This is a genomic window from Algibacter miyuki, from assembly GCF_030409805.1.
Classification (GTDB): Bacteria; Bacteroidota; Bacteroidia; order Flavobacteriales; family Flavobacteriaceae; genus Algibacter; species Algibacter miyuki.
In genome coordinates this window covers 71,698-85,866 of sequence record NZ_JAUFQP010000004.1, presented here as the reverse complement: position 1 = coordinate 85,866, position 14,169 = coordinate 71,698, and the positions used below count along the sequence as shown (strand labels likewise).

The 14,169-nt window shown below is 32.1% G+C and carries 13 protein-coding genes; 8 read left to right on the top strand and 5 right to left on the bottom strand.

Going from position 1 to position 14,169, the window contains the following annotated elements:
• The first annotated feature begins 4 nt into the window (after positions 1 to 4).
• Entirely contained in the window at positions 5 to 1,108 is a 1,104-nt protein-coding gene (locus tag QWY92_RS02565) for an SGNH/GDSL hydrolase family protein (RefSeq protein WP_290268362.1), read from the top strand.
• Positions 1,109 to 1,205: 97 nt separating this feature from the next.
• Here the strand turns inward: QWY92_RS02565 and QWY92_RS02560 are convergent, their stop codons facing one another.
• A complete protein-coding gene (locus QWY92_RS02560) occupies positions 1,206 to 2,624 on the bottom strand; it encodes a B12-binding domain-containing radical SAM protein (RefSeq protein WP_290268361.1) in 1,419 nt (472 codons plus the stop codon).
• A gap of 31 nt (positions 2,625 to 2,655) precedes the next feature.
• Positions 2,656 to 3,456 (bottom strand): glycosyltransferase family 2 protein, encoded by an 801-nt coding sequence (locus tag QWY92_RS02555; protein WP_290268360.1) that lies wholly within the window; start codon positions 3,454 to 3,456, stop codon positions 2,656 to 2,658.
• Between the two features lie 42 nt (positions 3,457 to 3,498).
• Between QWY92_RS02555 and QWY92_RS02550 the strand changes: the two genes are divergently transcribed.
• Genes QWY92_RS02550 through QWY92_RS02525 form a run of 6 tightly spaced genes read left to right on the top strand, consistent with a single transcriptional unit; the run spans position 3,499 to position 9,918 of the window.
• A complete protein-coding gene (locus QWY92_RS02550; protein ID WP_290268359.1) occupies positions 3,499 to 4,944 on the top strand; it encodes an ArnT family glycosyltransferase in 1,446 nt (481 codons plus the stop codon).
• Positions 4,925 to 5,911, top strand: coding sequence for a polysaccharide deacetylase family protein (locus QWY92_RS02545; RefSeq protein WP_290268358.1), 987 nt, complete (start codon positions 4,925 to 4,927; stop codon positions 5,909 to 5,911). Before QWY92_RS02550 ends, QWY92_RS02545 begins: the two co-directional genes overlap by 20 nt.
• 3 nt (positions 5,912 to 5,914) lie before the next feature.
• Positions 5,915 to 6,841 (top strand): GNAT family N-acetyltransferase, encoded by a 927-nt coding sequence (locus QWY92_RS02540; protein ID WP_290268357.1) that lies wholly within the window; start codon positions 5,915 to 5,917, stop codon positions 6,839 to 6,841.
• Between the two features lie 2 nt (positions 6,842 to 6,843).
• Complete coding sequence (locus QWY92_RS02535) at positions 6,844 to 7,680, top strand: FkbM family methyltransferase (protein ID WP_290268356.1); 837 nt, start codon at positions 6,844 to 6,846, stop codon at positions 7,678 to 7,680.
• 44 nt (positions 7,681 to 7,724) lie between these two features.
• Complete coding sequence (locus QWY92_RS02530; RefSeq protein WP_290268355.1) at positions 7,725 to 8,774, top strand: glycosyltransferase family 4 protein; 1,050 nt, start codon at positions 7,725 to 7,727, stop codon at positions 8,772 to 8,774.
• Positions 8,767 to 9,918 carry a lipopolysaccharide biosynthesis protein gene (locus tag QWY92_RS02525; protein WP_290268354.1) on the top strand — a complete coding sequence of 384 codons (1,152 nt, stop codon included), beginning with the start codon at positions 8,767 to 8,769 and terminating at the stop codon, positions 9,916 to 9,918. The genes QWY92_RS02530 and QWY92_RS02525 overlap by 8 nt, the downstream gene beginning before the upstream one ends.
• Before the next feature lie 2 nt (positions 9,919 to 9,920).
• On the opposite strand, the gene QWY92_RS02520 is transcribed toward QWY92_RS02525, so the two are convergent.
• From QWY92_RS02520 to QWY92_RS02510, 3 genes are all read right to left on the bottom strand, one after another.
• Positions 9,921 to 10,757 carry a 2OG-Fe(II) oxygenase gene (locus QWY92_RS02520; protein WP_290268353.1) on the bottom strand — a complete coding sequence of 279 codons (837 nt, stop codon included), beginning with the start codon at positions 10,755 to 10,757 and terminating at the stop codon, positions 9,921 to 9,923.
• Positions 10,758 to 10,848: 91 nt separating this feature from the next.
• Positions 10,849 to 12,489 (bottom strand): glycosyltransferase family 39 protein, encoded by a 1,641-nt coding sequence (locus QWY92_RS02515; protein WP_290268352.1) that lies wholly within the window; start codon positions 12,487 to 12,489, stop codon positions 10,849 to 10,851.
• A gap of 3 nt (positions 12,490 to 12,492) precedes the next feature.
• A complete protein-coding gene (locus QWY92_RS02510) occupies positions 12,493 to 13,611 on the bottom strand; it encodes an SGNH/GDSL hydrolase family protein (protein ID WP_290268351.1) in 1,119 nt (372 codons plus the stop codon).
• 149 nt (positions 13,612 to 13,760) lie between these two features.
• On the opposite strand from QWY92_RS02510, the gene QWY92_RS02505 reads away from it, so the two are divergent.
• Entirely contained in the window at positions 13,761 to 14,123 is a 363-nt protein-coding gene (locus QWY92_RS02505; protein WP_290268350.1) for a hypothetical protein, read from the top strand.
• Positions 14,124 to 14,169 lie beyond the last annotated feature (46 nt).

Below are 14,169 nucleotides of genomic sequence, written 5' to 3'. Positions count from 1 at the left end.
CATAATGCTTCACAAAAAATATTTAAAAAAATTGATGTTTTCTGGTGTTTTCACATTAGTCATCCTTATAATAGCCGAAATAATTTTATCTTTTTTCAATCTTTTCCCTAGTGAATTTTATACAGGCACACCCCATTCTGGCTTTACATGGGTAATCGATTCTAATAAAATAACTGGTATCCATCAAAATTCTGAAGTCGCTTTTGATGCCTTAGGTGCCAGATCGACCACAAACTATGACGACGACAAACCTAAAATTGTAACTTTTGGAGGAAGTACTACAGCTTGTTTTGCTTTAACACAAACCAAAACTTGGCCCGCATTATTAGAAACCAAATTAAATAACGATTATTGGGTTGGCAATTTCGGAAGACCCGGAAACAGCAGTAACCACCATATAGAGCAATTTAAACACATTCTAGAAAAACCAGAATTAAGTAATACAAAAGTGGTTGTAATTATGCAAGGTGTAAACGATTTTGTAGCTTATCTAATTTCTGCTGAAAGATATTTAAACACGCCTAAATACGATTTAAATCGTGTGGCATTCCAGCACTCTCCCAATGCCTATCTGCCGTTTCATAAAAGATTCACACTGTTTAAGCTTGCCTCTAGAGCAAAGAAAAACATTCTTTTTTATTTAATGCATAAAGATTATTTAACAAAAACGGTTGAAAATATAAAAGATTTAAAAAAACGATCTAAAATTATAGATGAATTACCCAATTTAGAACCAGCCTTAGAACATTACACAGCTAATATTGAAAACTTAATTCAACAAGCTAATAACAAAAAAATCAAACTTATTTTTGTAACACAGGCTACTATGTGGAAACCAAATCTTGAAAAAAAATATGAAGATTTAATAGTAACGAGCGGCTTTGCAAATAATGAAGCTTTTTATAGCACCCGATCACTACACGAAGGGATGGCTATTTTTAACACACGCCTAAAGGCCGTTTGCAAAAAAAATAATGTTTCATGTCTAGATTTACAACTTCCAAAAACTACAGCATCTTTTTATGATGATTTTCATTTTAATGAATCTGGAGCTGAATTAGCATCGGATCAAATTGCAGACTATTTAAAGCCTCTACTAAACCAATAATACTGTAATAATACTCCGTAAAAAAAACCGTTAATACCATCAAGAAAATATTTAATGGTACTAACGGCTATGGTTTAAGAACAAATAGAAATAGCGACTATGCTAATTGCTGCTTTTTAAATAAAACATCTACAATTTTCTTTTCTATAGGCATACTGAAAAATTTATATTTACAGCGCCATCTTGCTAAAAACTGTAATGGCTTGTATATTAATCTCTGATTAGAATATGCGAATTTCAAATAGAATTTAAATTTCTCGAAGAAATCATATTTTTCAGCACTAACCCATGGCCCAGACGAGCCAACAAAATCAAAATCGGACCATTCATGCACTGTTTTCGGTAACTTATACCCGTCTTTTATCACGTTATCTGTAATTGTAGTTCCTGGGTAAGGTTTAAAATAAAAAATAGGTGTATTGAAGTTTGGGTGCATACTGTTTAATTCTAATGCTACTTTCACTGTCTCCTCAATACTTTTATCGGTTTCCTCTGGAAAACCAACTATAAACGGAAATTGAACAGCAATACCAAGTTCTTTACAGCGCTCGGCGCACATGTATACTTGCTCTAATTTAATATCTTTTTTAAGCCAATCCATCATTTCTTGAGACCCCGACTCTACCCCAATAAGCAATCGGCGTAATCCTGATTTTGCACAGATTTTAAAATCTTCAATAGTCATTCGAGAACCTTGATCTGCTCTCATGGTGGCTGCCCATGAAAAGTTTAATCCTTTTTCTATGATACGTTCTGAAATTTCTATAACGCGATCTCGGTATGTAAAATACGTTTCATCTTGTAAATTCAAATCTGTGAATTGATACTTTTCGTGTAATTCAGCAAGTTTGTTAACCATAACTTCAGGGGAAATTGCAGTCCATTTTCTATTATACACGAATGGATCGGCACAAAATGTACATCTAAAGTAACACCCTGTTGATGAAATGTAATCGAGTTGCCTTCTTCCTTTCTTTTTAAAATACTTTTCTACATCAATTAATTCATAATTAATATCAGCAAAAGTATCCATTGCGGTAATGGTTCTTGGTGGATTTTTTATAATTCCACCTTCCGAATTACGATAACAAATTCCTTTAATTGAAGTAATATCCTTTTTATCAGCATAAGCCTCAACCAACTCCTTAAAAGTGTCTTCTCCCTGACCTTGCGCTGTGACATCAATACAGTTTTCATCTTCTAAAGTTTGTGTTGGAAACAGTGAAGTATGCCAACCTCCCCAAATTACAGGAATATCTGGACGCATTCTCTTAACTGCTTGGGTTGTTTTCAAAGCATCCTTAATGGGTTTCCCTGTTAATACGGTTGTTCCAAAACACAAGGCTTCATCAATATGTTTACTAATGGCATCTATTGGGTTATCATCAATTCGTCCATCAATAATTATAACTTCGTATTTTTGAGGATCAAGAACAGAACCTATTGCTAATAACGCTAATGGCATATCAAAAAACACGGCTATAGGGTTGTACAAAAGAATTTTATGTTTTTTCAAAATGGTTGGTTTTTTTTCATAAATATACTTACTATTTGAATATATGCGACAACTTTACTTTCCTTTTATGTAAGAAATATTGAACAGAGACTATAAGTACACCAACACCATAAGTAACACTTCTTTTAAAATTTATCGAAGAGCTCTCACTAGAATAGGTTGTAGGACATGTTATTTCTGCAATTTCAAAACCTTTATTGAAAATTTGACATATCATTTGATTATCAAAAATAAAATCGTCGGAGTTATGCTCTAGCGTCAATGTTTCTAAAACCTCTTTTGAAAACGCACGAAACCCAGTATGATATTCTGATAATTTTTGTCCTATTATAATATTTTGAAATAAAGTTAAAAACCTATTGGCTACATATTTATACATAGGCATTCCACCACGTAAAGCACCTTTACCCAAAATTCTAGAGCCCATAACTACAGGGTATACATTGTTTGCTATTAAATACGCCATAGAGTGAATTAATTTTGGCGTGTACTGATAATCTGGATGTAACATAATTACAATATCTCCACCAAGGGCTAATGCTTTTTTGTAGCAACTCTTTTGATTTGCTCCATATCCTTTGTTTTTATCATGTTTTAATATATACTTTATACCTAAATTTCTTGCCTCTTGCAATGTTTCATCCGTACTATTATCATCAACCAAAACCACGGCATCGACAATATCAAATGGAATTTCATTATAGGTTTTTTTAAGTGTGCTAGAAGCGTTGTATGCCGGAAGTACGACTACAATTTTTTTAGTATTTATCATGTGGTTGGTTACTGATTTACTATGAAAAACAAAAAACAATTCTATTTGTTTTACGGTCATCAATTTAACAACTATATTTATATTCACAAAACAAAATTAGTAGTGAATTTTCAAAAACCGAAAGCCCTTTTATACGCTAAACTTTCAATTGCTATTATTCCATTGCTCCTTGTTTTTATACTAAGACTTTTAGGGTTTGATGGGCTTTACGGACAAGATTCCTACGAGTACTTACGGTACACAATAGCCATTCAGGAATACATTACAACTGGTGCACACCCTGGTCCTTTTTACTGGCCTGTACTTTACCCAACTCTAGGTAGCCTTTTTGGCCTATTATTTAGAGACACCGCATTTGCTCTGCAGTTTTTAAGCTGTATTAGTTTTTCAATGGCTAGCATTTATTTGTTAAAAACAATTAGGTTACTATATTCTAATGCTGCTTTTAGCGTGTTATACGTGCTTATTTTTACCGTACTCTCTCCATTTTTATTGAAAATGGGCTTAATTGTTATGTCCGATATCACTGCGCTGCTTTTTATAGTCCTATCCTTTTATTTCTTCTTTAAATCCCAATACAAAAAAACGAGTACTGCTCCTGTATTTATTTTTGCAACTTGCGCATTGATGACGAGATACCCTTCACTATTCATTACATTTCCTATTATTATTTACAGCCTATATACCACTATTAAGCGCCAAGCTGTTAAGCCCTTTTTAATTGGAGCTTTAGTTAGCTTTATGGCCTGTATACCTTTTTTAATTTTACAATGGGACGCTCTTTTTGAAGCCTCTTCTAATTATTTTTTAAAAGTATGGTCGGTAACAAATTATTTTAAATCAAGTTATCAAACTACAGATGGCACCCAGTTTTATCAATTTCCAAATTTAATTTACACTTTATACATTTTCTTTCATCCTGGTTTTATTTTTATCGGTGCTATTTTAAGTGTTATCACTTTAAAAAACTACAAGTACGGCTTTACTTTTAATCAAAAGATACTTGGCTTTTGTATCTCATTATACATTCTATTTCTCGCGGGCATTCCGTTTCAAAATTCACGAATTTTAGCATTAGTATTTCCGTTAACATTAATTTTTATGTTTCCTGCTTTTGAAAAAATAATTAATATCAAATTTATTAAAAAACACCTACTAATCCTTGGTCTATTTGCGGTTACCCTGCAGTTACTATTTTGGTATATAACATTTAATCATATTTTTAACCGAAGTATTTTAGAAAAAGAAATAGTTACCATGGTAAAACCATATGAAGGAAAAACTCTTTATAGTTTTGATTTAGATTTATCTTTACAAGGGAGAGGTCTAAATTTTGAATACAAAAACATGTACTTAGAAGTGTATAAAACTTACCGTTCTCACGATTTAATTCTATTTAACCCTGATAAATACGCCCTGCAATGGCAAGGTAAAAACCCTATGCTGAATTGGCAATTTATGGAACACAACTACAAATTAAAGATTTTACAAACACATCCTGACGGGTGGAAATTATATCAAATTGAACATGCTTTGGATACGCATTAAATACCGCTTAGGTTTATTATACAACATCACCTTATTCAAACTTGGTTTGGGTAAATTATTATTAAAAAACCGCTACGGCGAACGTATTTTATTATTTCACGGCATTGACCGTAATGGAGAAACCCGCTACAATAGCCGATTTGTAAGCGAAACCTTTTTTGATGCATTCATTAACTATATTACAACACATTACAATGTTATTTCACTTGATGATTTTTACAATAAAAAATTCAAAAAAAACACTTTAAACATTGCCATTACCTTTGACGATGGTTATTTAAACAACTATAAATATGCCGTACCCATTTTACAGAAATATAATGCACCTGCGTGTTTCTACATAACTACAGTTCATAAAAAAGCTCCCTATTTATGGCCTGATTTTATAGATTTAGTATCCTACCACACCACAAGAACAGAAATCACCTTTCAACAAAATTTATATAAAAAAAACAATAAAAATGAATTTATTTGGAACGGAATATCATTGAAAACCATAGCCAAAACAGTGTCTTACGACGCCATAGAATCCATCTACCACATTTTTAGTGAAGACTGGAAGAACTTACCTCTTGAGGCACTAGGAGATTATTGGAAATTAATGTCACCCGAACAAATTAAGGTAATAGCAATCCACCCCTTATTCACCATTGGAGCACATGGAAACACTCACATAAATTTAACTAATGTACCGTTGGAGGTTGCCCAAAATGAAATTCTAACGAGTAAACAACAACTGGAAAGTATTTGTAAACGTCACATTACCGAGTTTGCATTTCCATTTGGTGCATACAATCCCGATATTGCAAAGTATTGCTCAGAATTAGGATTTAAACGCTTATTGTTAATAGACTACAATACAAAGGAAGACTCTCAAAATGAAAATTATAAAAACAGGTTTGTAATAAACCCTTACATTTCAATGGAGCAACAAATATCATATTTATTAAAAGGTTCTTATTTTTAAACTATGCTATATCGAAATACTTATCGGCTTAAAAGATTAGAGAAAAGTGATTTTCCTGCTGTAAAAAAACTCTTCTGGGAAGTTTTTAATAAGCGCGTTTCATTAGAGTACTTAGAAAATAAATACAACACATCTTACCTTGGTGTTGAATTTATTTGCAGCATTGCTTACTATAATAATATTCCTGTTGCATTTTATGGCGCCATACCTCAAAAATTTATTAAAAATGGGCATGAAATATATGTTGCACACGCCTGCGACTCTTATACCATGCCCGACCATCAACGAAAAGGTTTACATTTTCAATTAGCAAAGTTTGCCTATAACATTATGGTTAAAAACAACATAAAATTCGTGTATGCCTTTCATAGTGAAAACACCTATTTCAGCACAAAAAAACTAGAATGGAAAGAGCATGTACCGTTGCAACGTTTTCATATAACAGTTAAAACACTCCCCTTTGGAAAGGTGCTAAACAAAATTGGTTGGAATAATTTTTACGCCCTCTTTTTTAATCAAAAAGTGTCCCAAAATGCTATCGAAAAATTAATGCAAGAAAAAAAAAGCAAGCATACCCAATTATTTACCCCTGAATTTATATCATACAAAAACAGTTTTAAAAAGCATTATTGTATTGAAATAGAAGGCTGTGTATTCTGGATTAAAATTGAAGCCATTATTCATGTAGGATTATCGTATGCCCCCTCTGAAATTGCTTTACAAAAAGCCATTAAAAAACTAAAACGAAAAGCTTTTTTACTAGGAATTACAGAGCTTTTGTTTCAAGTAGACCCCAAATCGGTAATCGCTTCACAATTAAAAACTATAGTTAACCCAAAAAAATCATGGTTGGTTGGCTATTTAGATTTTGCCCCTAACATCAATTTAAACAACTTCACCTTTACTTACTCCGATTTAGACACATTTTAGATATGGAAATTCAACTTAAAAATCATACGTTTCAAATTGACCCTGGACAAAACAAAAGGTATTGGGAGCAAATTAATTCGGAAGATTGGGAACCCTATTCTTTTTCAATTTTTGATTACTTCATAAAAAAAAACAGCATAGTATTAGATATTGGTTCATGGAGCGGTGTTCTAACCCTTTATGCTGCAAAAACTGCGAATACAGTACATGCCCTAGACCCTGATCCGGTTTGTTATAGTGAATTAGAAAAAAACATTACTTTAAATCCCGAAATATCAGAAAAAATAAAAATATACCAAACAGCAATTTCTGACAAAAAAGAAACACTTCGGTTATCTGCTAGAAAAGCTTACGGGCAATCGTCGAGTAGCATTTTAGCGCGTAAACGGGATACTGAAAATTCTTTAGAAATAGAAACCATTTCTTTATTCGATTTTATTACACGATCCAAAATTAAAGACCTAGATTTCATTAAAATGGACGTAGAAGGTGCTGAATTCAAAATTTTGCCAACCCTTAAATCTACTTTAGAACACCTAAACTACCCAACACTATATGTGTCTTTTCACTATCATTTTTTATGCGAACATTTATATAGCACACATATCCCGTCAAGCTTTTTAAACAAACTGCTTATAAAATTAGAAAGCAAAATTGGGTTTTCATTATTTAAATATAAAATTAGAAAACAAATATCAAATTTATACCATGGCGTAAAAATGTATAAATATGTTTATAAAACAGATGGCACTTTAATATCTTTTGAAAATCTTGAGCGCCACCCTGAACTAATAAAAGAAACCGATTTAGTTTTTACCAATACAGCATGGCATAATTAAAACAACTATTTTTAAACTTTATTGAAGTTGTACATCATAATCTATTGAATAAAACATCTCAACATATTGTTTTTTTAACACCAGGCTTTCCCGAATCGGAGAATGACTCGACTACTATTCCTGCCTTGCAAGTTTTTCTTAAAAGCATGAAAAATGCCCTGCCTAATAGCAAATTAACACTATTAAGTTTTCAATTTCCTTTTACAAATAAAACTTATGATTGGAATGGTATTGAAATTATCCCTTTGAACGGAAAGAATAAACTCTTAAAGAAATTATGCACATGGAAAAAGGCATTAAATATATTAAAAAAAATACATCGAGAGCAACCTATTGATACCATTCATAGTTTTTGGATTGGAGAATGTGCTATGATTGGCGAACGCTTTTCTATAAAACACCACATTAAGCATGTAGTAACATTAATGGGTCAAGATGCAAAATCTGGTAATTTATACACAAAAAAACTAACCAATTCTACAGCAAAAATAGTTACCCTTTCTATCAACCATCAATCTGAATTACTAAAAAACCATAAACTAAAATCAACCATAATCCCTTGGCATTTAAACACCAAGGAATTCCCTGAACTTTCAAAAAACAATATTGATATTCTTGGTGTTGGATCGGTAAATAGTATTAAAAATTACGCTCATTTTATAAATGTTATTTCTCAATTAATAAAAGTCCACACCAACCTCAATGTTGTTATTATTGGAGACGGCGCATGGCGAAACGAATTGGAGCAATTAATAAAAAAATCAAAATTATCCCAAACAGTAACACTTAAAGGAAAAATTTCCCGACATGAAGTTTTAAAAAATATGGCACAATCTAAATTACTACTTCACACCAGTTTATACGAGTCGTTTGGCTTTGTGTTTTTAGAGGCGCTTTATTCAGGAATGCAAATTGTTTCTTATGATGTTGGCTTAGCAAAAACCTCTACACATTGGAAAGTTTGTAACAGTGAAACAGCTTTAGTTGCAGCGTGCCAAACCATACTTTCAGAAAAAACACACACTAAAAACCGCATCCTAATAAGCTCGGAAAAGCAAACTATAAACGCCTATCTAAACTTGTACAATGCGTAAATTAATAACCATAGGAATGAATACCATTCAAGGGTTTGCAAGTCCTGCATTTAACTTCTTGATTGTTGTTTTTGGCATAAAAACATTTGGAAAAACAGATTGGGCACTTTTAATTAATGTCATGATTTGGGTCTTCTTAATAACCTTTTTATTAGGGTGGGGAAACCGAGATTATTTACTTAGAAAATACAGCCAAGAACCAGGACAAATGTACCATGCTTTTTTTAGCAATTTCCTATCTAGAAGCTTACTCTTACCACTAACGTTATCCTTATATTTGTTTTTTCCAACATCAATCGCATTTTGGGCCATTCTGCTTGTTATACTAACATTTAGTTATGCATCATTGAGTACTTTAGTGGTATACCACCAACGTTTTAGAGCTCAATTAATTGCGGAAATCACGGCATTCGGTATCATTTTCGGCAGCATTTTCTATGTTGATTTTTTTGTTTTAGATAACTTTTTAAAAATCTATACAATTGCCACTTTGGCTAAACTCATCATATTGAGCGTACAATTAAACTTTTGGAAAGAACCATTTACTGCAAAAATATCTATACAAGAATTTAAATCAGGTCTACCTTTTTTTATTTTAGGGCTAAGCGGTTGGCTTATTTCAAAAGCAGACATTTATGTAGTTGATTTTTATTTAGAAAAAGCACAATTAGCAGAATATCAATTACTAATCACATCTTTTTTAATGCTACAAGCTTTGGCTGCATATATTACTATTCCGTTTACAAAGCACATGTATCGTGTATCACCATTAGTTGTTCAAAAAATAAAATACAGATTGTATGTTATAGCGATTCCTTTAACCGTTTTAGGTGCTTTTTTTATTTGGATTATGATGGAATATTTTATGCAATTAGGTTTTTCGTATATATATTATATTCTTGGAGCCTTAATTGCCCTTCCCTGCTATTTTTACACATTAAACATTATGGAACTTCTAAAAACTCATAAAGAACAAGCTATTATTTATATAAGTTTGTTCGGTTTTCTGGTAAACATAAGTTTGATTTTACTCGTCATCAAGTCTCACGGAATCTTAGGTGTACTAGGTAGTGTTTGCATTAGCCAATGGGTAGTTCTCATTGCTTATAAATGGCACTGGAAATGCACTCAAAGTTTAAGTTAAATTTATTTTTTTCGAGTAAAAAAATTTAAAACTTGACTCACAAAATCATCATTAATCCCTAAAGTTCCTTTTAACCAAGTATAAACAATAATCATTTTTTTATCTAACCATATTAAAACAGCCTTAAAACCATCGTTTGGACGAGCACGATAATTAGTAGACTTTTTCCTAAATGATCCTATTTTTTCTTCAGTAAAATAATATAATGCAATCGATTTTCGTGTCACATCCTCTGGACAATTTATTGGATCTGGAAACCCGTGATAAGAATCTTCATCGGTATTAAAAATTACAATACGATTGAAAATTGGCGCAATAGAAACCGTGCAACTCGACATATCTTTTTCCCAAAGCTCTAATGCCCCTCCGTAAGATGAAGACCAATTTTTATTAAGATAAATTAAAACATTTACCCGCCTTCTCCATGTTTTTTTATGAGGATGTACCGTGAAATCGGCATGGATATTTAGAAACCCTTTATTTTCACTTTGATGAATCCCGCCTCCTTCAATAGTTGTATCAGGTAACAAGTTTTTAATTCCAGTTAAATTTTCTAGATATTCAACAAACGTTAAAGAGTTGAATTCTTTAATAATGTCATCTCGAATAAACTCCGGAATTAAATCCAGTTTATTTAAACCATGTTTTTTTTCATTAACATGTAAATAATGAATCCATCCTGCATCCTTAATTTTCGGAAACACATCTAATGCATAATCTGCGGCTTGCTTTTCTAAAAAATCATCGAATACAATATGAGGGTAAGGAGTAGCGTTTTGATACCGTTTTTTATCGACGCTTAAAGCTGCATTCCATTTTAGATAATTAAGAACCCTCAAAACCTCCCTTGCTTAAAATTAAAGCTTTAAATGTAATAAAAAAATTACAAAATATACAGAGTAGCCCTTAATTATATAAATTAAGAAATTACTATTCTCTAACATGGCTTTTTATTTTTATTTCTTCAGCTAGAACTGAATTAAAAATCATGTACATATCCCCATTTCCAGGCAACCAACGCCTATAATGATAAGTCTTAATAACTTGATCTTTTTTTTCATGTTGAAAAACCAACGTATAAACGGGCGTAACAATTTCCCACCATCTTTCTCTTTCTTCGGAAAAATGATACCATGTTACAAACTCTGCACCGCCTTGAATATGTTCTTTAGAAACTCCAGAATCTGTTAATTCATTTAAAGCTTCCCAACGCACCCGATTCCATGATAAATAATCATGTGTTGCTGAAACAGAAAACCAAGTTAGTACCCCTAAAAAACCGAAAGCGCAATATTGAAACATTTCCTTTGGATTTTTTTTACTATTTGCACCAAGAAGCACTATAGCCATTGGAAATAGAGGCAATAAATATCTATCATAAACACCAACAATTAAAAAGGGCGTTAAGTACACCACAAAAAACATAACAGACAAAACAACTTCGTGTGAAATTATTTTTTTATTAAACAGCGCTATTATAAACTGCCTGAGATTAAAAATTAATGCTACACTTGAGAACACTCCTACAGCCGTTACCATTTGCCAAAACCATACTGGTGCTCTTGGAGATGGTGTTGTGGTAAAATTACCTGAATGATCGGCTAGTGTGATTGGTCCCACTCCAAAATCGATCCAAACATTATCTAAACTCGGTATTGTTTTTCCGGCCAAAATAATAGCAGCCGTAACCACAACGGTATAAACTATAGTCCAAACATGATACGCTTTAAACTTATAACGGTTTAAATAAAAAATATGAATTGGCGCAAATAAAAACCCAATATAAGCCACCGATCTTAAAAAATAACTAATAAATCTAAAGAAAACGCCTAAATCCAAATTTGTAATACTTCCCAAGAGTACAGTAAATTTAGAATTGTAACGTTTAGGCAATAGCCCTTGAGAATCCATAATATAAGAAAACACTAAAGAGAAAACCACCATCATCAAAAGAGGCAACAGCGCTTGTGTTATATTTTTAACAGTTCTTTTTTTAGTAAAAAGTACTGTAAGCAACCAAACTACAGGAAATACCCATGCTAATTGACGAATAAGAAATGCCCAAAAACAAAAGAAAACAGCCCAATATATGGGTTGCCACCGGTTGGTTTGAAGCGCTTTTAAAAACAAGTATAAAGACCAAATGGAAACACATAAAAACGGCACATCGGTCATAAAAGAAAACGAGAGCGATAAAAAAATAGGATTCATTACACACAACGCCGTCCCAAATAAAACCATCCATCTTACAAGTTTGGCGGCTTTTAGCAAATTGTAAATACCTAAAATAGTGGCGTACCCTAAAACTAAAGTAGACCAACGTAAAACAGTAAAAGAAAAACCAAAAATTTTAGTAAAAAAATAACCCCAATACACATGCCCTACCAAGGTCATTTCCCCCCAATTGTAGAGTTTTAAATAGCCGTCCTGATAAAGTGTTCTTACAGATTTCCCGTAGCACCAATCATCGTTTAAAGGAAAATCACCAATAGGATTTATAATAAAAATTAATAGCAACCAAAGCACCAAAAAGCCCAATTGATCTTTGTATTTATTTATCAGTTTAACCATAAACTATCTATAGTATTCAAATTTTGATTGAATTTCTTCTTTAGCAAAACGGTTTCCTTTTTCGCTCCAGTGCCCATCGCAGGTTAAAAATAATGATTCGCAAGCCTCAATAGACAGTTTATCCGTTTTTGGCAATAAATCTAAATACTCTACCCCTATATTGTAGCAAATAGCTTTTAAAGCTTTGCCTAACGGGTTTTTACCATGCTCTCGATAAGCTTCTATTTCTTTAAAAATAGGAATACTGTACACCATTACAGGCCGATTACCAGCCAAAATTTTAATCTGCTCTATGGCGTAACGCATGCGGTTAAACTGCTTATCGGTGTAATTAAAATAACTCGGCACTTTAGAGACATCTAATAATTTATCTTTTGGAATTACCTTTATTTTTCGCAAGGCCTTTAAATAACTTAACATGTTGTAAGTATTTGTAAAGTTTTTCAAAATTTTTGCTATCCATCTTTGCTTTCGAGGTACGGCCTTAGATTTATGCAAACTATCGGCGTAATAAACCACATCGTAATTAGGATATGTTCCGTTTAAAAAAGGCTGGTAGCGGTCGCCGCCTACTTTTAAATTTATTTCGTAATCGTCGTCTATAAAATCATTAGATGGCAAAATACCAATCAATACTGCTTCGTGTGTATATTTACTAGCCTCATTTTTGTAAAGCATGTAAAGTTGTGTTGACCCAAAATTTCCCGCCATTCCATAATTTAGGTGTGGTATGTTGGTATCTTCCTCGAGTAAGTTGGTTAACCTATCGTTAATAGCAACTCCAACACCTTCGGTGAACGAATCGCCTAGGGCTACAACTCTTTTATTTTCAGCATTTATAATTCTTTCTTGATCGCGAAAACCGTGAGAATTGGATTGGTATAACACATCAAAACAGTATTTTTTTTGTCTATAAGTATGGTTTGGCAGGTGGCTTGTGCCATAAAACGGATTGATATCAAACCAAAATCCTTGTGTGTTTTCGAAGGAATAGGTTGGTAATTCTATTTTTATTTCGGTTGCTCTAATATATATGGCAAGTACAATTTCAAGTAAAACAAAAGTAATTCCGAAGATTAAAATTAAATTTTTTATTGTTGAAATAATGTTTTTTTTCTGCAAAATCTGTCCTTTTGTAAAAATTCAATGTCAAAACAAAGATACAGCCTATACCTTAAGATTACTTATTCTTAAAAAAAAAATTAGAATTAGCATAATGCTTCACTTATATTTATAGCTACATTAAAGCGTATTAGCCTTTAAAATTATAAATGAAACAGTTAAAACTTAAACTTTTTTCTATTATTATTGGCATTTTTTTAGGTCTTTTTCTAGGAGAATTTATTTCTAGAGTTTACTTTTTTGGAAGTTCGGCTTTTTCATACTCACGAACAAATTCTTTCGGAATATTAGACAACTCTAACCTATTAAAATATTCTAAAGCTAAGGACTTAAAATATGAATTACTTCCAAATTTAGATACAAAATATAAACTTGTAGATTTTAAAACCAATAAGGAAGGGTTTAAAGATAAAAACTACAAGCAGAATACCAAAGGAAATAAAATTATTAGCACAAAAAAAATGATTTACTATTTTTGGATGCATCCAAAGCCTTTCAAAACAAAAACCTAAAGCACTATATTTTAAATGAACTAGATCCACACCCAAACGGAAAAGC